This is a genomic window from Streptomyces sp. NPDC051217, assembly GCF_044455465.1.
Taxonomy (GTDB): domain Bacteria; phylum Actinomycetota; class Actinomycetes; order Streptomycetales; family Streptomycetaceae; genus Streptomyces.
In genome coordinates, this window is sequence record NZ_JBITEV010000013.1 from 140,319 (window position 1) to 160,724 (window position 20,406).

Consider the following 20,406-nt stretch of genomic DNA (forward strand, 5'->3'; position numbering starts at 1 on the left):
GAGTAGTCGTTAGATGAGTGAGCACCGTCGCAAACAGCCACAGCCGCAAGGTGGCCAGGGTGGCGGACGAGCCGCGGCCAGGCGCGCCGCACAGCGGCCGTCGGGCCGCCGCGCGGACCCCTCCCGTGGAGTCCCCACGGCCTCCCACTCAGACTCCTACGAACCGGAGCCTTCCTACGGAGGGCGCGCCGAAGCACGTAAGGCGTCCCAGCGGGGCCGCCGACGTGCCGCCGAAGGCGGCGGCGCCGGGGCGGGAGGCCACGGCGGAGGCCGCCGTGGCGGTGGGCCCGGAGGTCCCGGCGCCGCCGGTCGAGGGCGCGGAGGACGGCCGGGCAAGAAGCGGCTGATCGACTACCCGCGCCACGACAAGTACGGCTGGCAGCGCTGGGTGCCGTCCTGGAAGCTCGTGACCGGCCTCTTCATTGCCTTCATGGGCGGTCTGATGGCCGCCGGCACGATCGCGTACGCCATGGTCGAGGTGCCGAAGGAGAATCTGGCTTCCAAGGCGCAGAACAACGTCTACCTCTGGGACGACGGATCGCCGATGGTCGCCACCGGCGGTGAGGTCAACCGGCAGATCGTCGGGATCGAGCAGATCCCCGAAGCGATGCAGAACGCCGTGATCTCGGCGGAGAACAAGACGTTCAGAAAAGACGCGGGTGTCGACCCGATGGGCATCGGCCGGGCCGTGTTCAACATGGCCAGGGGTGGTCAGACGCAGGGTGGCTCGACCATCACCCAGCAGTTCGTCAAGAACGCCATGCTGAACCAGGAGCAGACCTTCAAGCGCAAGTTCGAGGAACTGTTCATCTCGATCAAGGTCGGCGCCGACCTGGACAAGAACGAGATCATGGCGGGGTACCTCAACACCTCGTACTACGGACGCGGCGCCTACGGCATCCAGGCCGCGGCCCGTACGTACTACAACACCGACGCCAAGGAACTGAACGCCAGTCAGTGCGCCTTCCTGGCCACGCTGCTGAAGGGCGCGACGTACTACGACCCGAACGGCAACCCGTCGATCGACAAGAACGCCAGCGCGAAGAACAACACCGAGCGCGCCCAGAAGCGCTGGCTGTGGATTCTCGACGAGATGGTCAAGGACGGCCATCTCAGCGCGCAGGAGCGGGCGACGTACAAAGAGTTCCCGATGCCGGGGCCGCCGAAGAAGGACGCGCAGCTCAGCGGTCAGATCGGCTACCTCGTGGACCTCGCCAAGGCCTACTTCATCAACAACAACGACCAGGGAATCACGGCCGACGACCTGGCCAAGGGCGGCTTCGAGATCAAGACGACCTTCAACAAGAAGAAGGTCGAAGCGCTCAAGAAGGCGGTCACCGACGTCTACGACGCGAACATCGACCCCAAGAAGCGCCCGGAGAAGGACACCCACGTCCAGTTCGGCGGCGCCTCGGTCGAGCCCGAGACCGGCAAGATCGTCGCCATCTACGGCGGGCAGGACGCCACCAAGCACTTCACCAACAACGCCGACCAGACCGGTGCCCAGGTCGGATCGACCTTCAAGCCGTTCGTTCTGGCGGCGGCGATGCGTGACGGTGTGCGCGATCCCGAGCTGGGGCCGGAGCAGGGTGAGGAGTCGCGCCGGCCGGTCTCGCCGGACAAGAGCCAGTACAACGGCGAGAACAAACTGAAGATCAAGGACTACGACGGCTCGATCTGGACCAACGAGGAAGGCAAGCAGTGGGAGCAGCGCAACGACGGTGACGAGGACTACGAGGACATCAATCTGCGCGAAGCCATGAAGGTTTCGGCCAACTCACCGTTCGTTCAGCTCGGCATGGACGTCGGCATTCCGCAGGTCAGGCAGTCGGCGGTCGACGCGGGACTGCTTGAGGACAGCCTTCCGGGCGGCAACAACCCGTCGTTCTCCATCGGCATCTCCGACCCCAGCGCCATCCGGATGGCGGGTGCGTACGCCACCTTCGCAGACAACGGCACGCAGCGTGAGCCGTACTCCGTCCAGGAGGTCAAGGAGAAGGGCGTCGTCGTCTTCACGTACGACAAGAAGCCCCAGGCCAGGTTCGACGCCGACGTCGCCAACAACGTGACGGACGTCCTCAAGTCCGTGGTCATGGAGAAGGGCGGCACGGGCACCTCGGCCCAACTGCCCGACGGCCGCGAGGTGGCCGGCAAGACCGGTACCACCGACGGCAACAAGTCGGCCTGGTTCGTGGGCTACACCCCGCAGCTCTCGACCGCCATCGACATGTACCGGCTGGACGACAACGCGGAGAACAAGGACCGCGAGTTCCTGGAGATGTTCGGCACCGGCGGCCAGGAAAAGATCCACGGTGCGTCATTCCCGGCCGACATCTGGCGGGAGTACATGACGGTGGCCATGAAGGGCACGGAGGCCGTGAAGTTCCCCGAGCCCGAGCCGATCGGCGAGGCCGTCTACGGAGGCGGCGTGCCGTCCCCGACGCCCACCCCGACCGCGACGCCTTCGGAGACGCCTTCGGAGACGCCCTCCGAGACGCCCTCCGAGACGCCGTCTCCGACGATCAGCGAGTCCGAGTCCTGCGACCAGTGGAACGGCTGCGAGGACGGTGGCACCGGCGATCCGGGTGGTCCGGGCGGTGAGGATCCGGGCGGGGTCATCGGGGAACCGGGCACTTCGTCCAGTCCGCCACCGGACGAGGGAGACGACGAGGGCGGCGACGACGGGGGCCTCTTCGGTGGCCCGGGAGGCTGAGCCTCCTCCGGTCGGAGGACCGTGACCGGCGAGAGACACCGAGCCGGGCGTGAGCCGCAGCCGCCGAGAGGCCCTGGGACTGCCCGAAGGCCGTCGCACCAGCGCCGTACACACACCGTGTACGGCCCGGTGCGGCGGCCTTCGCCGTGCCACGGCGGCGTACGGCAGGATGGGCGGCATGCCGAGCACAGAAGACACCACGGTGCCCAAGGACCGGCCGGTCGTACCGCCCACCCGGCGGGACCGGATCGCCGCGTCCGGCAGCGAGCTGATCGGCGGTCCCATCGGCCGCTGGGCCTGGTACGGCAGCAGCCGGCTCACCCCGGTACGGGTGGTCGCGCTGGTGGCGATCGGGATGTTCGCGCTCGGCATGGTGCAGAAGATGCCCTGCTACGAGTGGGCGTGGTTCCGGGGCGCCAGCTCGCAGTACACGCACGCCTGCTACTCGGACATCCCGCACCTCTTCCTCGGGCGCGGTTTCGCCGACAATCTCGTGCCGTACTTCGACCAGCTCAGCGGCGACATGCAGTATCTGGAGTACCCCGTCCTGACGGGTCTGTTCATGGAGGTCGCGTCCTGGCTCACCCCCGGCGGCGGCTCGATCCAGCATCGCGAGCAGATGTACTGGATGGTCAACGCCGGAATGCTGATGATCTGCGCCGCGGTCATCGCGGTCTGTGTCGCCCGCACCCACCGGCACCGCCCCTGGGACGCCCTGCTTCTCGCCCTCGCGCCCGCCTTCGCCCTCACCGCCACCATCAACTGGGATCTGCTGGCCGTCGCGCTCCTGGCGGCCGGGATGCTGATGTGGTCGCGCGCCCGTCCGCTGGCCTTCGGCATCCTCATCGGCCTGGCGACGGCGGCCAAGCTCTATCCCGTACTGGTGCTGGGGCCGCTGCTGCTGCTGTGCTGGCGCGCCGGGCGGCTGCGGGAGTTCGGGGTCGCGCTGGGCGGAACGGCCGCCTCGTGGCTGCTGGTGAACCTGCCGGTGATGCTGCTCGCGCCGGAGGGGTGGAAGAAGTTCTACACCTTCAGCCAGGAGCGGCAGGTCGACTTCGGATCGTTCTGGCTGATCATCACGCAGCGCACCGGCCAGTCCCTGGAGGTCGAGACCGTCAACACGTGGGCGATGGTGCTGATGGTCCTGGCGTGCGCGGGCATCGCGGCGCTCGCCCTGACGGCGCCTAGGCGGCCCCGGTTCGCGCAGCTCGCCTTCCTGGTCGTCGCCGCCTTCATCCTGACCAACAAGGTCTACTCGCCGCAGTACGTGCTGTGGCTGATCCCGCTCGCCGCGCTGGCCCGGCCGCGGTGGCGCGACTTCCTGATCTGGCAGGCCTGCGAGGTCATGTACTTCCTGGGCATCTGGATGTACCTCGCGTACACGACGAGCGGGGACGCCCACAAGGGGCTGCCGACCGAGGGCTATCAACTGGCGATCGCGCTGCACCTGCTGGGGACGCTGTACCTGTGCGCCGTCGTCGTGCGGGACATCCTGCTGCCGGAGCGGGACGGCGTACGGCGCGACGGTTCGGACGATCCGTCGGGCGGGGTGCTGGACGGGGCGCGGGACGTGTTCGTGCTGGGGCAGGCGGCCCGGCCGGCGGCGCCCGCGGCGCACACGGTGGAGGCGACGCAGCGGGTGTCGTGGGGGGTGCGGCCGCCGGGGGCCGCGTGATCACCGGACGGGGCGGCTCGTTGTCCGCGTCCGTCCGGCGGCCCGGGGGTCTGGTGTTTCGGCGGGCTAGCGGTCCACGAGGCGGTCGAACTGGGTCGTCGTGTGGCGCAGGTGCGCCACCAGCTCGTCGCCCACCTTGGGCTCCTGCGCGTCGGCCGGCACGAACAGGATCGACACCTGCATGTGCGGCGGCTCGGCGAACCAGCGCTGCTTGCCCGACCAGACGAACGGCGAGAGGTTGCGGTTGACCGTCGCCAGGCCCGCCCGCGCCACACCCTTGGCACGTGGCATCACGCCGTGCAGCGCCTTGGGGGCTTCGAGCCCGACTCCGTGCGACGTACCGCCCGCGACGACCACCAGCCAGCCCTCGGAGGCGGTCTTCTGCTGGCGGTAGCCGAACCGGTCGCCCTTGACGACGCGTGTCACGTCCAGCACGGCGCCCCGGTACTCGGTCGCGTCGTGGTCGCCGAGCCACAGCCGAGTTCCGATGCGGGCGCGGAACCGGGTCTGCGGGAACTGCCGCTGGAGACGGGCCAGTTCCTCGGCGCGCAGATGGCTGACGAACATGGTGTGCAGCGGGAGCCGGGCGGCGCGCAGCCGGTCCATCCAGCCGATGACCTCCTCGACCGCGTCGGATCCGTCCGTGCGGTCGAGCGGCAGGTGCAGGGCGAAGCCTTCGAGGCGTACGTCCTCGATGGCCGCGTGCAGCTGGTTGAGCTCCTGCTCGCGGACACCGTGGCGCTTCATGGAACTCATGCACTCGATGACGACGCGGGCGCCCACCAGGGCGAAGACGCCGTCGACCGAGGAGACGGAGCGGATGACGCGGTCGGGCAGCGGTACGGGCTCCTCGCCGCGGCGGAAGGGGGTCAGGACCAGCAGGTCGCCGCTGAACCAGTCCTTGATGCGGGCGGCTTCGTAGATGGTGCCGACCGCGAGGATGTCGGACTCGAAGCGGGTGGTCTCCTCGGAGAGCCGCTCGTGTCCGAAGCCGTAGCCATTGCCCTTGCAGACCGGGACGAGGCCCGGGAACTGGTCAATGACCGACTTCTGGTGCGCCCGCCAGCGCGCGGTGTCGACGTAGAGGGAGAGCGCCATGCCGGTCCGGAACCTTTCTCTCGGCTGCGGTGTATGAAGGATATGAACGTTCTTGAGGGCCTTGGGGGCCTTACGCAATTATTGGGCGCGATGGTGCGGTTCACCGGTGTCTCGCACCGCAGCGTGCTGACCACCGGCACTCCGCCGCCCAGGGACTCGGGGTCAGCGGCGAGACATGTACATGTCGAGAGCCTTGTGGAGCAGCTTGTTGAGCGGGAAGTCCCACTCACCCACGTACTCGACGGCCTCGCCACCCGTGCCCACCTTGAACTGGATGAGACCGAACAGGTGGTCCGTCTCGTCGAGGGAGTCGGAGATGCCGCGCAGGTCGTAGACCGTGGCCCCCATCGCGTACGCGTCACGGAGCATCCGCCACTGCATCGCGTTCGACGGCCGGACCTCCCGCTTGTGGTTGGCCGACGCCCCGTAGGAGTACCAGACGTGGCCGCCCACGATGAGCATCGTCGCGGCGGCGACGTTCTCCCCCTCGTGCCGGGCGAAGTACAGCCGCATGCGGTTGGGGTCCTCGGAGTTGAGGACGGTCCACATCCGCTGGAAGTACGAGAGCGGGCGGGGCCGGAAGTGGTCGCGCTCGGCCGTGATCTCGTACAGGCGCTGCCACTCCTCCAGGTCGTTGTAGCCGGCCTGGACGACCTCGACGCCCGCCTTCTCCGCCTTCTTGATGTTGCGCCGCCACAGCTGGTTGAAGCCCTTGAGGACATCGTCCAGGGAGCGGTTGGCCAGCGGCACCTGGAAGACGTAGCGGGGCTGTACGTCACCGAAGCCGGCCCCGCCGTCCTCGCCCTGCTGCCAGCCCATCTTGCGCAGCCGGTCGGCCACCTCGAAGGCGCGCGGCTCGATGTGGGTGGCCTCGACGTCCCGCAGCCGCTTGACGTCCTGGTCCTGGATCCCCGACTTGATGGCCCCGGCGTCCCAGCGGCGGATCACCACGGGCGGGCCCATCTTCACGGAGAACGCGCCCTGGTTCTTCAGATGGGCCAGCATCGGCTGGAGCCAGTCGCTCAGGTTCGGGGCGTACCAGTTGATGACCGGGCCCTCGGGCAGATACGCCAGGTACCGCTTGATCTTGGGCAGTTGGCGGTAGAGCACCAGGCCGGCGCCGACCAACTGGCCGTCCCTGTCGAACCAGCCCAGGCTCTCCGAGCGCCACTCCGTCTTCACGTCCGCCCACGCGGGGACCTGGCAGTGGCTGGCCGCGGGCAGGCTCTGGATGTACGCCAGATGCTGCTCGCGACTGATGGTGCTCAGCGTCAGGGTCATGCGGGGCGCTCCTCGCAGATGTGTCCCCATGGAGTAGGGGGGCTCCGGCTCTCGCGCCGAAGCCTACTTGCCGATGGAGCGCCCCGGCTGGCCACGGGGCGGAGCGGGCATCGGGGCCCGCCTTCGGAGCCGGTGCTAGCCGATCACTCCGCCGAAGAGGCCGCCGTGAGCCATCCCGAGGTAGAAGCCGACCGCCGCCGAGCCCAGGCCCATGAGCGTCGCGAACCGCTCGTGTGTCGTCACCGAGACGAACTGGCTGTACAGGCCGGTGAGGATACCGATGAGCCCGGCCCAGGAGCTGAGCAGATGCAGGTTGTGGAACATCCCGGAGATGAACGCGAGGACGCCCAGCACCGCGGTCACCCAGAGCAGGGCGTCCTGGAGGGGATGGGGCCGATGATCGGTGGCGAAGAGAGAACCGGTCGAGTTCGGTTGCATTGCCTGTGCCATGGGGCACCTCCTGGCGCCTTGCCGGAAGCGGCGCATCGTAACGCCGCCCACACCCGATGTGTACAGAGTGCGTCCGTACCCGGCCGGATTTCAACCGGAAGCCGGTCTGCGGGTAGTCTGTACGGTCTGCACCGGTGTCTGCCCAGGCCAGAAAGCGATCATCGCTCGTCGAGCGGGATTGTCAGTGGCGGCCGATACCGTTGCTCACGCATCACGACCCTCCTGCCACGGAACGACCGTGGCCGCTGAGTCCAAAGGAGGTGGGTTCCACATGCGTCACTACGAGGTGATGGTCATCCTCGACCCCGATCTCGAGGAGCGAGCAGTCTCCCCGCTGATCGAGAACTTCCTCTCCGTCGTCCGTGAGGGCGAAGGAAAGGTTGAGAAGGTCGACACCTGGGGCCGTCGTCGTCTCTCTTACGAGATCAAGAAGAAGCCCGAGGGCATCTACTCGGTCATCGATCTGCAGGCTGAGCCCGCGATCGTCAAGGAGCTCGACCGACAGATGAACCTGAACGAGTCGGTCCTCCGGACCAAGGTCCTCCGTCCCGAGACCCACTGAGCTCCTAGCTCAACGGTCATCGGGTCCGAGTAGCAGCCAAGCAGCAAGCAGAAATCCCCGCCGAGAGGTTCACCCAATGGCAGGCGAGACCGTCATCACGGTCGTCGGCAATCTCGTCGACGACCCCGAGCTGCGCTTCACCCCGTCCGGTGCGGCGGTCGCGAAGTTCCGTGTCGCGTCCACTCCCCGCATCTTCGACAAGCAGACCAACGAGTGGAAGGACGGCGATGGCCTGTTCCTCACCTGCTCGGTCTGGCGTCAGGCGGCGGAGAATGTCGCCGAGTCGCTCCAGCGGGGCATGCGCGTCGTCGTGCAGGGCCGGCTGAAGCAGCGGTCCTACGAGGACCGCGAGGGCGTCAAGCGCACGGTCTACGAGCTGGACGTCGAGGAAGTCGGCCCCAGCCTGAAGACGGCCACGGCCAAGGTCACCAAGACCACCGGTCGCGGCGCCCAGGGCGGTTACGGCGGCGGTGGCGGCGGTCAGCAGCAGGGCGGCGGCAGCTGGGGCGGCGGTTCCGGTGGTGGCCAGCAGGGCGGCGGCGGAGCACCCGCCGACGACCCCTGGGCGACCAGCGCGCCGGCCGGCGGCCAGCAGCAGCCGCAGGGCGGCGGCGGGGGCAACGGAGGCAGCTGGGGCGGAAGCTCCGGCGGTTCCGGCGGCGGCTACTCGGACGAGCCGCCCTTCTAGGGCAGCTCGCTCCCACTTTCTTGATCACACAGGAGAAACACCATGGCGAAGCCGCCTGTGCGCAAGCCTAAGAAGAAGGTCTGCGCGTTCTGCAAGGACAAGACCCAGTACGTGGACTACAAGGACACGAACATGCTGCGGAAGTTCATTTCCGACCGTGGCAAGATCCGTGCCCGCCGCGTCACCGGCAACTGCACGCAGCACCAGCGTGACGTCGCCACGGCCGTCAAGAACAGCCGTGAGATGGCGCTGCTGCCCTACACATCCACCGCGCGATAAGGGGAGGGTGACCTAATCATGAAGATCATCCTCACTCAAGAGGTCTCCGGCCTCGGCACCGCCGGCGATGTCGTCGACGTCAAGGACGGGTACGCCCGTAACTACCTGGTCCCGCGTGGTTTCGCGATCCGCTGGACCAAGGGTGGCGAGAAGGACGTCGAGCAGATTCGTCGCGCTCGCAAGATCCACGAGATCGCCACCATCGAGCAGGCCAACGAGATCAAGGCCCGCATCGAAGGCGTGAAGGTGCGTCTGGCCGTTCGCTCCGGCGACGCCGGCCGTCTCTTCGGCTCCGTCACCCCGGCCGACCTCGCTTCGGCGATCAAGTCCGCCGGTGGTCCGGACGTCGACAAGCGTCGTATCGAGCTCGGTTCGCCGATCAAGACCCTGGGCTCGCACCAGGTGTCCGTGCGTCTGCACCCCGAGGTCGCCGCGAAGTTCGGCGTCGAGGTCGTGCCCGCGTAGGGCTCTGACCGAATGGGTTCACCGGGTCCGCCCGGTGGCCGGTAGACAGTGGGAGGGCCGCACCCCAGCCGGGGGTGCGGCCCTCTCGTCGTTTCACGTGAAACGACGAGCGGTCCCGCCCGGCGGTCCCGACCCGCCGGGGTCCGGTCAGCGGGTGGCGCCCGTGACCAGCCAGTGGCCGGACCGGGTGCGGAGCCACAGCGTCAGCATGCGGACCGCCATCATGAGCGTCATGGCCCACCACAGGGCGGTGAGGCCGCCCCCGAACACGGGCACCAGCAGGGCGGCCGGGGCGAAGACCGCCAGCGTCACGACCATCGCCTTCGCCAGATAGGGGCCGTCGCCCGCCCCCATCAGCACACCGTCCAGGACGAAGACGATGCCCGCGATCGGCTGGGTGACCGCCACGACCAGAAGTGCCGGCAGCAGCGTGTCCTGGACCACCTGGTCGCCGGTGAAGAGCGGGATGAACAGGGGGCGCGCCAGCACGATGAGCACCCCGAGCCCGACGCCGGAGACCACGCCCCACTGCACCATGCGACGGCAGACGTCCCTGGCGCTCTGGGGATCGTTCGCCCCCAGATACCGGCCGATGATGGCCTGTCCGGCGATGGCGATGGCGTCGAGCGCGAAGGACATCAGGCTCCACAGGGACAGGATGATCTGGTGCGCTGCGACGTCGGCGTCACCGAGGCGGGCAGCGACGGCGGTGGCGATCATCAGGACGGCGCGCAGGGAGAGCGTGCGTACGAGGAGGGGAACGCCCGCCTGGGCGCTCGCCCGTATGCCGGCGGAGTCGGGCCGCAGCGAGGCGCCGTGGCGGCGGGCCCCTCGTACGACCACCACCAGATAGGCGGTGGCCATGCCGAACTGGGCGATGACGGTTCCCCAGGCGGAACCGGCGATGCCGAGACCGGCGCCGTAGACGAGGCCCACATTGAGGACCGCGTTGGCGGCGAAGCCGCCGATGGCGACGTACAGGGGGGTCCGGGTGTCCTGGAGACCGCGCAGGACACCCGTGGCGGCCAGGACGACCAGCATGGCGGGGATACCGAGGCTGGATATTCGCAGATAGGTGATCGCGTACGGGGCGGCGGTGTCCGAGGCGCCGAAGATGTCGACGAGCCAGGGCGCCAGGGGGAGGGTGACGGCGATGACGGCGGCGCCCAGCAGCAGGGCGAGCCAGATGCCGTCCATGCCCTGCCGGATGGCCGCCTGAAGATCGCCCGCGCCGACGCGGCGGGCGACGGCCGCCGTGGTGGCGTAGGCGAGGAAGACGAAGATGCTCACGGCCGTGGTCAGCAGTGCCGCCGCGATCGCGAGACCGGCGAGCTGCGGAGTGCCGAGATGGCCGACGATGGCGCTGTCGACCATCAGGAACAGGGGCTCGGCGACGAGGGCGCCGAAGGCGGGGACGGCGAGCGCGACGATCTCGCGATCGTGCCGCCGCCGGTCGGCCTTGGTCCCTGCGCCCTTGGACGGGCCGATCTGTGACCGGCTGTCGAGTCCGTTGCCGGAGCCACTGTCGGGTCCGGACCCGGGTGCCGTGGGGACCTGTGTCATGCGGTCAATCTAATCTTCCACAGGTAAGAGATGCAATGACCAAGTGATCCTTACCATCAGGCGGGAACCAGGCGCTGCTGTGCGCCGTTTGCTCGGATCTTGGACCAGCTTGAAAAGTTTTTCTCCCCCACAGCCGGTGGACGGAGAAAGGCCAGCTCAGAGCGGGTGTGGCGGCCGGGCCGCGAGGTTGTCCACAGTGCTGTCCCCCGGTCCGTGCACAGGTTCGCCGGGGTTCTCCACAGCATATGGTCCTTCGTCCACATGGCCTGTGGATAACCAGATTGGCGGACGGTCCCCGCGGGCCTACCGTGGACCGACGTCCGACGCGCCGGAACCGGAGTCAGGCCACTCGATTTGTCAGTGTCGTGCCGTAGAAAGAGTGGCACGGCGAGGTCCGCTGGGCGGACGGGAGGAGGTGGCCGGATGAGCATCCCCGAGCCATTGGACGACCCCTGGACCGAAGCCGGGCCGAGCGATCGTCTGCCTGTCTCCCGCCAGCGCCGCGGTGAGGCGAGGGGCCGCGAGGAGCAGCACGAGCGCGGCAGGGACAACGCGGCGTGGGACGGCGGATCACCCGGCTTCGAGCGGGTGCCCCCCCAGGATCTGGACGCCGAGCAGTCCGTCCTCGGCGGCATGCTCCTCTCCAAGGACGCGATCGCCGATGTCGTGGAGACCATCAAGGGCCACGACTTCTACCGTCCCGCGCACGAGACGGTCTTCCAGGCGATCCTCGACCTGTACGCGAAGGGCGAACCGGCCGACCCCATCACGGTGGCCGCCGAGCTGACCAGGCGCGGTGAGATCACCCGGGTCGGCGGAGCGTCATATCTGCACACGCTGGTCCAGTCGGTGCCGACGGCGGCGAACGCGTCGTACTACGCGGAGATCGTGCACGAGCGCGCGGTGCTGCGCCGCCTCGTCGAGGCCGGCACCAAGATCACGCAGATGGGATACGCGGCGGACGGGGACGTCGACGAGATCGTCAACTCCGCCCAGGCCGAGATCTACGCGGTCACCGAGCAGCGCACCAGCGAGGACTATCTGCCCCTCGGCGACATCATGGAGGGCGCGCTCGACGAGATCGAGGCGATCGGTTCGCGCAGCGGCGAGATGACGGGGGTGCCGACGGGGTTCACCGACTTCGACTCGCTCACGAACGGGCTGCACCCGGGCCAGATGATTGTCATCGCGGCCCGTCCCGCTATGGGTAAGTCCACGCTCGCGCTGGACTTCGCGCGCGCGGCCTCCATCAAGAACAACTTGCCGAGCGTCATCTTCTCGCTGGAGATGGGCCGCAACGAGATCGCGATGCGTCTGCTCTCGGCCGAGGCGCGGGTGGCGCTGCACCATATGCGTTCGGGCACGATGACCGACGAGGACTGGACACGACTGGCCCGCCGGATGCCGGACGTCTCACAGGCTCCGCTGTACATCGACGACTCGCCGAACCTGTCGATGATGGAGATCCGCGCGAAGTGCCGCCGGCTCAAGCAGCGCAACGGGCTGAAGCTGGTGGTCATCGACTACCTCCAGCTGATGCAGTCCGGCGGCTCGAAGCGCGCGGAGAGCCGCCAGCAGGAGGTCTCGGACATGTCGCGAAACCTCAAACTGCTGGCGAAGGAGCTGGAGCTCCCGGTGATCGCGCTCTCCCAGCTGAACCGTGGCCCCGAGCAGCGCACGGACAAGAAGCCGATGGTCTCCGACCTGCGTGAGTCGGGATCCATCGAGCAGGACGCGGACATGGTGGTGCTGCTGCACCGGGAGGACGCGTACGAGAAGGAGTCCCCGCGCGCGGGCGAGGCGGACCTGATCGTGGCGAAGCACCGTAACGGCCCGACGGCGACGATCACAGTGGCGTTCCAGGGCCACTACTCACGCTTCGTGGACATGGCACAGACCTGAGCCGGCTGCGATGCGGAGGCCGATTCGGTTTATTGGTTTGCCGCCGGTCGGCCCGGCCGGATAGGAAGCCCGCATGCTACGAGGAAGCAAGGTCGGGCTGAGGGCCCGGCACGAAGAGGACATTCCGATCCTGGAGGCCGAGCTCTACGACGACGTGGTCAACTCCTCGCGGGCCGAGAGCCGGCCGTGGCGGCCGATCACTCCCGGCTCGAAGGACTCACCGGCCGCGGTGGACCACAAGGAGCAGGGGCACGTCCGGTTCTCCGTGGTGGAGCTGGACGGCGGCGCGCTGGTCGGCACCGCGACGCTGTGGGACATCGACACCCACAACCGGTCCGCGCACATCGGGCTGGGGCTGCTGCCGTCCTGCCGTGGCAAGGGCTATGGAACCGACGTGGTCGCGGTTCTCTGCCACTACGGCTTCGTCGTGCGCAGCCTGCGCCGGCTACAGATCGAGACGCTGTCGGACAACGCGGCGATGCTGCGCTCCGCCGAGCGCAACGGCTTCGTCCGCGAGGGCGTACTGCGTTCTTCGGCCTGGGTGATGGGCGAGTTCCTGGACGAGGTGCTGCTCGGGCTCCTGGTCGAGGACTGGAAGTAATCGGGTCTCTCGCGGTCCACCCGCGCGGCGAGGCGCTCGATGCCGCTCCCCGCGGCGAACGCCTCGACCGCGCACGCCGTCACAGAAGTGGTTCGGCGAAGAGTTCGACCAGCCAGTGGGCACTCTCCGCGTCTCCCGGGGCGACCGCGCCGTCGGATGTCCCGGGAAAGAGACGGCCCCAGGCACTGGCCCGGCCGATCGCCCCGAGCCGCCAGGCCAGGCTGACAGCGCGTCGCAATTCGGCCGTTGTGTGTCCGGCCCCTGTCCACGGCTCCAGGTAAGCGTCCCGGAGTCGCGGCAGTACCTGGGAGCCGTACCGCTCGCGGGCCGCGAGGGCGGGGACCAGCAGGCTGCAGAAGGGGTGTGAGACCGTCGCGTCGCCCCAGTCGAAGAAGGTGAAACGGCCCGGCTCCGGGGCGAAGAGCTGACCGTCGTGCAGATCGGAATGATCGAGCGAGTCGGCGATGCCGATGCCCGCGAGCTCCCCGCACCAGTCCACGAGGCGGGGACGCGACGCGCGCAACTCCTTGAGGTCGCTGGGCCCCAGCTCGGTGTTCTTGTCGACGATGCTGTCGAAGATCTCGGGAAGGACAGCCGGACGGGCGTTGGGAACACCGAGCGATTCGATCTTCTCGGTGTACGGACGCAGGGCCCGCTGCATCTCGGCGTACTGGCTCAGCAGTGCTTCCCAGGCCCGCGGGCCGCCGGAGCCACGGTTCAGTACGTCCCTGAAGAGCGGTCCGCCGTCCGGAAGCAGCGACCATCCACGCCCGGTGTCGACGGCGAGCGGTTTCAGTACGTGCTCGGGGACCCAGCCCGCCAACGCCTCGGTCAGGCCGCCTTCGAAGACGCTGCCGGGCGGGTTGGCCTTGAACCACACGGCGTCGTGTTCTTCGACGGGCATCCGCACCAACACGGACCACGGCCGCAGCCGCACCGTTCGCCGTCCTGTTTCGCGCAGCCCATGGGCCGCGAGCTGCCGCTCCGCCCAGCCGAGGGCCGCTTCCCGCCACTCATCCTGTTCCCAGGGCGTCACCGCGTCCGGGTACTGCCCCCGGTCCGGGGCCACCGACGCATCATGTTGCATCGGTCCATCTCATCAGCGTTCCCGAAGCACGAGCTAGTCATTTCCGCCGCCGCCCCCGCCGCTCCCGCAGCTGAAGCCGCCCGGTTCCGAGGACGAGTGGGTGTCGGGAGAGCCCGGGTCGTAGTCGTAGTCGTGGTCCGCTTCCGTGGCCCTGCCCATGCGTATCAGGGTGCGGCCCAGGCCGGACGGGAGCGACGTACCCGCGACGAGGCGGCGCAGGCGTCTGTCCGGGTGGCCCGTCGGGCCGTCGAAGATGTACGGGGGGAGCGTGGCTGCCTTCTTGGCCTCCGCCAACTGCCGCCTGCCCGCCGGGGTGAGCCGGTGGCGGCCGCGGGTGATGAGGCCGAGGGCCACCAGCTCGCGCTTGATCTCCGCGACTTCCGGGCCGCCCCGTACGGCGTTCGCGACGACTTTCAGGCTCCTCCCGCGCGGGCAGTTCGCGAGGACCGCCCGTTCGACGGGGTGCCCCGCGAGCCTGTCGTCCTCCTCGACCGCGCGCACCCGGGGGCCGACGACCGTGACGGCCCCCCGGTCGCGCAGCGCGAAGAGCGTGGCTTCCAGGACGCGTTGAGGTCCACCGGCCAGATAGGCCACTTCGTACGCTTCGATTCGTCGTTCGGCCGCCGAGACGCGCCGCCAGCTCATGGTCCGCACAGGAGCCCCCGTCCCTGATGTCGTCTTTCGCCAGTATGGCCCCAATGCCCGGAACGGGGCCTGGCGCGGCGGCAGTTCAGAGGAAGACTTGAGGTACGGCCGTACGGCCCTGCTCAGGACGCCTGGCGCATCAGGGGAGCCGTACGCGGCGACTGTCCAAGGTATGCCTCTAGCCGACCCCCGGCCCGACGAAGGTACGCGCGGGGCGCGGGCCGGCGGGCGGACGCCCCCGGTGCGCTGAAATGAGGTCGACTCGGGCGGGCCCTACCGATAGATGTGGACCATGACCTCACCTTTCGAAGACCTCCTCCCCGGTACGCGGCGCGCCCTGCTGCACCGCGTCGCCGTCGCGCAGTCCGAGGGCCGCGCGCCCTCGTTCGTGGGCGCGGTCGCACGCGACGGGCGCACCGTCTGGTCGGGCGGGCGCAGTTGTGTGGACGGCCATGAGCCGGACGCGGACACCCAGTACCGGATCGGTTCGATCACCAAGTGCTTCACCGCCGTGTCGGTGCTGCGGCTCCGCGACGAGGGCCTGCTCGATCTGGCGGACCCGCTGGAGAAGCACCTTCCCGGCACCGGCGTCGGTGCGGTCACCATCGCCCAACTGCTCGGTCATGGAGCAGGACTGGCGGCCGAGGCGCCGGCTCCCTGGTGGGAGCGCACACCGGGTACGACACGCCCCGAGCTGGCAGACGTCCTCGGTGAGCACCCCGTGCTGCACCCCGCCGGACGGCTGCACCACTACTCCAACCCCGGCTACACCCTGCTCGGTTCGCTGATCGAGGCGGTGCGTGGCGCGTCCTGGGAGGAGGTGCTGCGGCGGGAGGTGCTGGAACCGCTGTCGCTGCACCGTACGAGCACAGGGCCCATCGCCCCGGCGGCCGGCGGCTGGGCCGTACATCCCTGGGCCGACGCGATTCTGCCCGAACCCGCGGAGGATCTCGGTCTTATGGCCCCCGCCGGCCAGCTCTGGTCGACGGCCGCGGACCTGTGCCGCTTCGGCACGTTCCTCGCCGAGGGCGACGACCGCGTCCTGAGCGCCGCGTCGCTGCGGGAGGCCCGGACACCCGCCACGCCTCCCGAGGGCGGGGAGTGGGACGGCGGTTATGGGCTCGGCGTGCAACTCGCCCACCGCGGCGGCCGCACGCTGGCCGGGCACACCGGCTCCCTGCCGGGCTTCGTCGCCGCGCTCTGGGTGAGTGTCGAGGACGGGCTGGTGGCCGTCGCTCTCGCCAACGCCACCTCAGGACCACTCACCGGCGCCGTCGCCGCCGACCTGATCGGCATCGTGGCGGACGCGGAGCCCCGTATCCCCGAGCCATGGCGGCCACTGCCCGAGGTCGACCCGGCTCTGCTGGAACTCACGGGCCCCTGGTACTGGGGCGCCACCCCGTTCGTACTGCGCCTGACGGCGGACGGCGGCCTGGACTTCCGGCCGCTGCGCGCGGCGGGCCGCCGCTCCCGGTTCACGGCCCGGACGGACGGGACATGGAAGGGCCTCGACGGTTACTACACGGGGGAGACGCTGCGGGTCGTCCGGCGCCCGGACGGCGAGGTGAGCCATCTCGACCTGGGCTCCTTCGTCTACACCCGCGAGCCGTACGAGCCCGGGGACGCGGTCCCGGGCGGGGTGGACGAGCAGGGCTGGCGCGGCCTGTGATGTTTCACGTGAAACCGGACGGAGAAACCCACCGCGGCAGCTCCGTCCCCGGCCCCGTCGGCTAGGCCCCGGCGTCCAGGCTCAGCTTCAGCCCGACATGGGACGCGGTGAAGCCGAGCCGCTCGTAGAAGCGCAGGGCGTCCGTACGCGACGCGTCGGACGTCAGCTGGACCAACTGGCAGCCCTGGCGCCCGGACTCGTCGATGGCCCACTGGATCAGCCGGGTGCCGAGGCCGGAGCCGCGCTCGTCGGAGTGCACCCGTACGCCCTCGATGACCGAACGCGTCGCGCCCCGGCGGGAGATCCCGGCGATGATCGTCAGTTGCAGCGTTCCGACGACTCGTCCGTCGCGCTCGGCGACGACCTGGTACTGGTTCGGGTCGTCGGCGAGCCGCTCGAACGCCCTGAGGTACGGGGTGAGGTCGTCCGGCGACTCCCGCGCCGCGCCCAGCCGGTCGTCGGCGAGCATGGCGACGATCGCCGGGATGTCCGAGGCGTCGGCCGGACGTATGTGCAGGTCGGTGTCTGGATCGGTGTGCGGATCGGTCATGTACCGCAGATTACGCCGGTGCCGATTGGGCGGGCACACGCAGCTCTTTCACTGCCCTGACCAGCGGCGCGAGCTCGGGATTCGTCGCCGCCGCGTCCAGCGCCTCGCGCAGCGCGGCGTCGTTCGTCGGCCGCGCCCCGGCCAGCAGCCGCAGGCCCGCTTCGCTGACGTCGGTGTAGATCCCGCGCCGGTCGGTGGGGCAGAGATAGCGGGTGAGGAGCCCGCGGTCCTCAAGCCGGGTGACCAGTCGGGTGGTCGCGCTCTGGCTGAGGACCACGGCGTCGGCGACCTGCTTCATCTGGAGGTGACCGCCTTCGCCGTCGTGCTGCCGGCTGAGGACGTCGAGCAGTGAGTACTCGCGGACGCTGAGGTCGTGCCCGCGCTGCAGAGCCCGCTCGATGTGCGACTCGATCCTGCTGTGCAGCAGGGAGAGGGCCACCCAGCCCTGGGCGAGGGCGGTGAGTGCGGGGTCCGTGGCAGTCATCTCGTCGTCTTCCGTCCGTCGTCTCCGCCGTCTCCATCGACCCGGAGCTCCCTCGGCCCAGGATAGGGCACCTCTGCAATATAGCGCGCTTGCAATTAAACCGCGCCTGCAAGTATTGTCCACGCTCGTAAAGCGCACATGCAAGCAGCACTCACGTACCTCCGGGAAAGGCCACACCCATGCCACTCGCGCTCCTCGCCCTGGCCATCGGGGCGTTCGGGATCGGGACCACCGAATTCGTGATCATGGGACTGCTTCCCGAGGTCGCCTCCGAGTACGGCGTCACGATCCCCACCGCGGGCCACCTGGTCAGCGGTTACGCACTCGGAGTCGTACTCGGCGCGCCGATCATGACCATCCTGGGCACCCGGGTCAGCCGCAAGCGCATGCTGATGCTGCTGATGGGTCTGTTCATCGCGGGCAACGTGGTGTCCGCCCTCGCCCCCACCTTCGGTCTCATGCTCACCGGCCGCGTCGTCGCCTCGCTCGCCCACGGCGCGTTCTTCGGCATCGGGTCGGTCGTCGCCGCGGGGCTCGTCGCGCCGCACAAGCGGGCCGGCGCCATCGCGATGATGTTCACCGGTCTCACCCTCGCCAATGTGGTGGGCGTACCCCTCGGTACGTACGTCGGCCAGACCACCGGCTGGCGCGCGACCTTCCTCCTCGTCGCGGGCCTCGGAGTCGTCGGTCTCGCGGGCGTCGCCAAGCTCGTACCGGAGCAGCCGCGCCCGAAAGGCGTACGGATCCGCCACGAGGTGGCCGCGTTCCGCAACGTCCAGGTCCTGCTCGCCATGGGGATGACGGTCCTCGGCTTCGGCGGAGTCTTCGCCGCGATCACCTACATCACCCCGATGATGACGAGGACCGCCGGCTTCGCCGACTCCTCCGTCACCTGGCTCCTGGTCCTCCTCGGCCTCGGCATGGTCGTCGGCAACCTCGTCGGCGGCCGGTACGCCGACCGCCACCTCATGCCCATGCTGTATGTGTCGCTCGGCGCCCTGTCCGTGGTCCTGGCGCTGTTCACCCTCACCGCGCACGACAAGATCGCCGCCGCCGTCACCCTCTTCCTGATCGGCGCGCTCGGCTTCGCGACCGTGCCGCCGCTCCAGAAGCGCGTCCTCGACCAGGCGTCGGGCGCCCCGACGCTCGCCTCCGCCGTCAACATCGGCGCGTTCAACCTGGGCAACGCCCTCGCCGCCTGGCTCGGCGGCCTGGTCATCGGCGCCGGGCTCGGCTACGCCGCGCCCAACTGGGTCGGTGCCGCACTCGCCGCGTCCGCGCTGCTCCTCGCCGTCGTCTCGCACACCCTGGAACGCCGTGGTGCCCGTGGCAGCGACGTCGCCACCACGGGCACCACCACACCGACTTTGGTCTGACCGCCGTGCTCCAGCAGCCTCAGGCGGCCGGGCTGAGGCGCTTCCCCGACTCCGTACCTCCCGTACGGGTGCCGCGTGCGGCGGCCCGGTGCCGCCGCCCCCGGCGCGTCAGCCCCCACGGCTTCAGCACCGAGACGACGGTCATGAAGAGATACGCGCCGGTCGCCACCGCCGGCGCCGCGACCAGGCTGATGTCGGGCACACCGCCGCTGTCGGCCGCCTGCCCGATCCCCGGCCGCAGCGCGAAGACCGTCGCCGCGCCGGTGACGAGCGTGATCCAGAACTTGATCCAGACCCAGTGGTACCGGGCCAGCCCCCAGGGCGTACCCAGCGAGAGCACCAGACCGCTGACGAGCGTGACCACGACGACGGGCGCGAGCAGCCAGTCGGCGAAGACGTTCATCGCGCGGTAGGAGGCATCGGTGAGAGTGGAGTCGCCGGTGGTGTACGCGGTGATACCAAGCGTGAGCAGGCCGAGGGTGAGGCCCAGCCAGCTCACGGAGACGGCGACATGGACGACGAGGAGTGCCCGGCGGGCGGGCCGCTTGAGTGGTTTCACGTGGAACACGGTGCCGTGATTCACGCCGGAGGGCGTCTGACGGCGGGAGTAACCGCCCGTACTAACCTCGGCGTACATGGACAGCCCCGGGAAGCACATCGGCGACCGCCCCCGCACCCTGTATCTCTTCGACCTCGACGGCACGCTGATCCGGGGATCGGCCGCCGCGGTCGAGATATCCCGGCAGCTCGGGGTGAGTGCCGAGATCGCGGAGCTGGAGCGTGAGTTCCTGACCGCGGGACTGGCCCCGGACGAGTTCGCCGTACGGGCCAGGGAGCTCTGGTCGGAGCTCACCGCCGTACAGGTGGAGGCGGCCTTCGAGGGAGCACCGTGGCTGGCCGGGATCCGGGAGGTCTGGGAGACCATCCGTGCGCGGGGCGACTACTGCGCCGTGATCACGCTCTCGCCGGACTTCTTCGTGGAGCGTCTGCTGCCGTGGGGCGCGCACGCCACGTACGGCTCGCGCTGGCCCGCTTTGCCGTTCACCGGACCGCTGGACCGGGCGGGGATCCTCAACACGGCGGCCAAGGTCCGGATCGCCGACGAGCTGTGCGCGCGGTTCGGGGTCCGGGAGGCGGACTGTGTCGCCTTCGGGGACTCGATGTCCGACGCGGCGATCTTCGCGTCCGTACCGCGTGCGGTGGCGGTGAACGCGGACCACCATCTGGCCGGGCTCGCCACGCACACGTACACGGGCGGCGATCTGCGCGAGGCGTTCGCGCTGCTCGACGGTCCGCGAGCCTAGGGGAGCTCCTCCGT

The 20,406-nt window shown here is 69.4% G+C and carries 20 protein-coding genes; 11 read left to right on the plus strand and 9 right to left on the minus strand.

The genetic code is table 11. From position 1 onward, the window contains the following. The first annotated feature begins 13 nt into the window (after positions 1-13). Both ACIBBB_RS26630 and ACIBBB_RS26635 read left to right on the plus strand, forming a co-directional pair. Positions 14-2,713, plus strand: a complete 2,700-nt coding sequence (locus tag ACIBBB_RS26630; protein ID WP_398986192.1) for a transglycosylase domain-containing protein — start codon at positions 14-16, stop codon at positions 2,711-2,713. 178 nt (positions 2,714-2,891) lie between these two features. Next, complete coding sequence (locus ACIBBB_RS26635) at positions 2,892-4,388, plus strand: glycosyltransferase family 87 protein (protein ID WP_398986194.1); 1,497 nt, start codon at positions 2,892-2,894, stop codon at positions 4,386-4,388. Positions 4,389-4,454: 66 nt separating this feature from the next. On the opposite strand, the gene ACIBBB_RS26640 is transcribed toward ACIBBB_RS26635, so the two are convergent. The 3 genes from ACIBBB_RS26640 to ACIBBB_RS26650 all read right to left on the minus strand — a co-directional run bounded on the left by ACIBBB_RS26640 (position 4,455) and on the right by ACIBBB_RS26650 (position 7,217). Then, positions 4,455-5,486 carry an alanine racemase gene (locus ACIBBB_RS26640; protein WP_398986196.1) on the minus strand — a complete coding sequence of 344 codons (1,032 nt, stop codon included), beginning with the start codon at positions 5,484-5,486 and terminating at the stop codon, positions 4,455-4,457. 162 nt (positions 5,487-5,648) lie between these two features. Continuing rightward, positions 5,649-6,767 (minus strand): peptidoglycan bridge formation glycyltransferase FemA/FemB family protein, encoded by a 1,119-nt coding sequence (locus tag ACIBBB_RS26645; protein ID WP_329385031.1) that lies wholly within the window; start codon positions 6,765-6,767, stop codon positions 5,649-5,651. Positions 6,768-6,902: 135 nt separating this feature from the next. Beyond that, positions 6,903-7,217 (minus strand): hypothetical protein, encoded by a 315-nt coding sequence (locus tag ACIBBB_RS26650; RefSeq protein WP_398986199.1) that lies wholly within the window; start codon positions 7,215-7,217, stop codon positions 6,903-6,905. 271 nt (positions 7,218-7,488) lie between these two features. Here ACIBBB_RS26650 and rpsF point away from each other — a divergent pair, with 271 nt between their 5' ends. The 4 genes from rpsF to rplI all read left to right on the plus strand — a co-directional run bounded on the left by rpsF (position 7,489) and on the right by rplI (position 9,211). Next, positions 7,489-7,779, plus strand: a complete 291-nt coding sequence (rpsF, locus tag ACIBBB_RS26655; protein WP_069626054.1) for a 30S ribosomal protein S6 — start codon at positions 7,489-7,491, stop codon at positions 7,777-7,779. A 76-nt stretch (positions 7,780-7,855) separates the two neighbouring features. Then, the gene (locus ACIBBB_RS26660) at positions 7,856-8,467 is read left to right on the plus strand and encodes a single-stranded DNA-binding protein (RefSeq protein WP_398986201.1); all 612 of its coding nucleotides are present in this window, start codon (positions 7,856-7,858) and stop codon (positions 8,465-8,467) included. 42 nt (positions 8,468-8,509) lie between these two features. Continuing rightward, complete coding sequence (rpsR, locus tag ACIBBB_RS26665) at positions 8,510-8,746, plus strand: 30S ribosomal protein S18 (protein ID WP_003967857.1); 237 nt, start codon at positions 8,510-8,512, stop codon at positions 8,744-8,746. 18 nt (positions 8,747-8,764) lie between these two features. Then, complete coding sequence (gene rplI / locus ACIBBB_RS26670; protein ID WP_329385038.1) at positions 8,765-9,211, plus strand: 50S ribosomal protein L9; 447 nt, start codon at positions 8,765-8,767, stop codon at positions 9,209-9,211. A 147-nt stretch (positions 9,212-9,358) separates the two neighbouring features. Here the strand turns inward: rplI and ACIBBB_RS26675 are convergent, their stop codons facing one another. Beyond that, positions 9,359-10,774, minus strand: coding sequence for an MATE family efflux transporter (locus ACIBBB_RS26675; RefSeq protein WP_398986204.1), 1,416 nt, complete (start codon positions 10,772-10,774; stop codon positions 9,359-9,361). A gap of 423 nt (positions 10,775-11,197) precedes the next feature. On the opposite strand from ACIBBB_RS26675, the gene dnaB reads away from it, so the two are divergent. Beyond that, complete coding sequence (dnaB, locus tag ACIBBB_RS26680) at positions 11,198-12,676, plus strand: replicative DNA helicase (RefSeq protein ID WP_398986206.1); 1,479 nt, start codon at positions 11,198-11,200, stop codon at positions 12,674-12,676. Between the two features lie 73 nt (positions 12,677-12,749). Then, a complete protein-coding gene (locus ACIBBB_RS26685) occupies positions 12,750-13,277 on the plus strand; it encodes a GNAT family N-acetyltransferase (protein WP_398986208.1) in 528 nt (175 codons plus the stop codon). Positions 13,278-13,356: 79 nt separating this feature from the next. On the opposite strand, the gene ACIBBB_RS26690 is transcribed toward ACIBBB_RS26685, so the two are convergent. Together ACIBBB_RS26690 and ACIBBB_RS26695 are read right to left on the minus strand one after the other, a co-directional pair. After that, a complete protein-coding gene (locus ACIBBB_RS26690) occupies positions 13,357-14,364 on the minus strand; it encodes an aminoglycoside phosphotransferase family protein (protein ID WP_398986210.1) in 1,008 nt (335 codons plus the stop codon). Positions 14,365-14,397: 33 nt separating this feature from the next. Further along, on the minus strand, positions 14,398-15,009 hold the full coding sequence (locus ACIBBB_RS26695; protein WP_398986212.1) for a TIGR04222 domain-containing membrane protein: 612 nt from the start codon (positions 15,007-15,009) through the stop codon (positions 14,398-14,400). Between the two features lie 292 nt (positions 15,010-15,301). Between ACIBBB_RS26695 and ACIBBB_RS26700 the strand changes: the two genes are divergently transcribed. Next, a complete protein-coding gene (locus ACIBBB_RS26700; RefSeq protein WP_398986214.1) occupies positions 15,302-16,678 on the plus strand; it encodes a serine hydrolase domain-containing protein in 1,377 nt (458 codons plus the stop codon). Between the two features lie 61 nt (positions 16,679-16,739). On the opposite strand, the gene ACIBBB_RS26705 is transcribed toward ACIBBB_RS26700, so the two are convergent. Both ACIBBB_RS26705 and ACIBBB_RS26710 read right to left on the minus strand, forming a co-directional pair. Then, the gene (locus tag ACIBBB_RS26705; RefSeq protein ID WP_398986216.1) at positions 16,740-17,228 is read right to left on the minus strand and encodes a GNAT family N-acetyltransferase; all 489 of its coding nucleotides are present in this window, start codon (positions 17,226-17,228) and stop codon (positions 16,740-16,742) included. Between the two features lie 10 nt (positions 17,229-17,238). Next, complete coding sequence (locus ACIBBB_RS26710; RefSeq protein WP_398986218.1) at positions 17,239-17,712, minus strand: MarR family winged helix-turn-helix transcriptional regulator; 474 nt, start codon at positions 17,710-17,712, stop codon at positions 17,239-17,241. Positions 17,713-17,891: 179 nt separating this feature from the next. On the opposite strand from ACIBBB_RS26710, the gene ACIBBB_RS26715 reads away from it, so the two are divergent. Then, on the plus strand, positions 17,892-19,088 hold the full coding sequence (locus ACIBBB_RS26715) for an MFS transporter (RefSeq protein WP_398986220.1): 1,197 nt from the start codon (positions 17,892-17,894) through the stop codon (positions 19,086-19,088). A 19-nt stretch (positions 19,089-19,107) separates the two neighbouring features. Here ACIBBB_RS26715 and ACIBBB_RS26720 read toward each other — a convergent pair whose 3' ends face one another. Further along, a complete protein-coding gene (locus tag ACIBBB_RS26720; protein ID WP_398986222.1) occupies positions 19,108-19,647 on the minus strand; it encodes a DUF2269 domain-containing protein in 540 nt (179 codons plus the stop codon). Between the two features lie 76 nt (positions 19,648-19,723). On the opposite strand from ACIBBB_RS26720, the gene ACIBBB_RS26725 reads away from it, so the two are divergent. Then, positions 19,724-20,392, plus strand: coding sequence for an HAD family hydrolase (locus tag ACIBBB_RS26725; RefSeq protein ID WP_398986224.1), 669 nt, complete (start codon positions 19,724-19,726; stop codon positions 20,390-20,392). Positions 20,393-20,406: the final 14 nt, after the last annotated feature.

Bases quoted from the DNA above. Each gene is read 5' to 3' on its own strand.
- ACIBBB_RS26630 (WP_398986192.1), top strand. From the start codon at position 14: ATGAGTGAGCACCGTCGCAAACAGCCACAGCCGCAAGGTGGCCAGGGT.
- ACIBBB_RS26635 (WP_398986194.1), top strand. From the start codon at position 2,892: ATGCCGAGCACAGAAGACACCACGGTGCCCAAGGACCGGCCGGTCGTA.
- ACIBBB_RS26640 (WP_398986196.1), bottom strand. From the start codon at position 5,486: ATGGCGCTCTCCCTCTACGTCGACACCGCGCGCTGGCGGGCGCACCAG.
- ACIBBB_RS26645 (WP_329385031.1), bottom strand. From the start codon at position 6,767: ATGACCCTGACGCTGAGCACCATCAGTCGCGAGCAGCATCTGGCGTAC.
- ACIBBB_RS26650 (WP_398986199.1), bottom strand. From the start codon at position 7,217: ATGGCACAGGCAATGCAACCGAACTCGACCGGTTCTCTCTTCGCCACC.
- rpsF (WP_069626054.1), top strand. From the start codon at position 7,489: ATGCGTCACTACGAGGTGATGGTCATCCTCGACCCCGATCTCGAGGAG.
- ACIBBB_RS26660 (WP_398986201.1), top strand. From the start codon at position 7,856: ATGGCAGGCGAGACCGTCATCACGGTCGTCGGCAATCTCGTCGACGAC.
- rpsR (WP_003967857.1), top strand. From the start codon at position 8,510: ATGGCGAAGCCGCCTGTGCGCAAGCCTAAGAAGAAGGTCTGCGCGTTC.
- rplI (WP_329385038.1), top strand. From the start codon at position 8,765: ATGAAGATCATCCTCACTCAAGAGGTCTCCGGCCTCGGCACCGCCGGC.
- ACIBBB_RS26675 (WP_398986204.1), bottom strand. From the start codon at position 10,774: ATGACACAGGTCCCCACGGCACCCGGGTCCGGACCCGACAGTGGCTCC.
- dnaB (WP_398986206.1), top strand. From the start codon at position 11,198: ATGAGCATCCCCGAGCCATTGGACGACCCCTGGACCGAAGCCGGGCCG.
- ACIBBB_RS26685 (WP_398986208.1), top strand. From the start codon at position 12,750: ATGCTACGAGGAAGCAAGGTCGGGCTGAGGGCCCGGCACGAAGAGGAC.
- ACIBBB_RS26690 (WP_398986210.1), bottom strand. From the start codon at position 14,364: ATGCAACATGATGCGTCGGTGGCCCCGGACCGGGGGCAGTACCCGGAC.
- ACIBBB_RS26695 (WP_398986212.1), bottom strand. From the start codon at position 15,009: ATGAGCTGGCGGCGCGTCTCGGCGGCCGAACGACGAATCGAAGCGTAC.
- ACIBBB_RS26700 (WP_398986214.1), top strand. From the start codon at position 15,302: ATGACCTCACCTTTCGAAGACCTCCTCCCCGGTACGCGGCGCGCCCTG.
- ACIBBB_RS26705 (WP_398986216.1), bottom strand. From the start codon at position 17,228: ATGACCGATCCGCACACCGATCCAGACACCGACCTGCACATACGTCCG.
- ACIBBB_RS26710 (WP_398986218.1), bottom strand. From the start codon at position 17,712: ATGACTGCCACGGACCCCGCACTCACCGCCCTCGCCCAGGGCTGGGTG.
- ACIBBB_RS26715 (WP_398986220.1), top strand. From the start codon at position 17,892: ATGCCACTCGCGCTCCTCGCCCTGGCCATCGGGGCGTTCGGGATCGGG.
- ACIBBB_RS26725 (WP_398986224.1), top strand. From the start codon at position 19,724: ATGGACAGCCCCGGGAAGCACATCGGCGACCGCCCCCGCACCCTGTAT.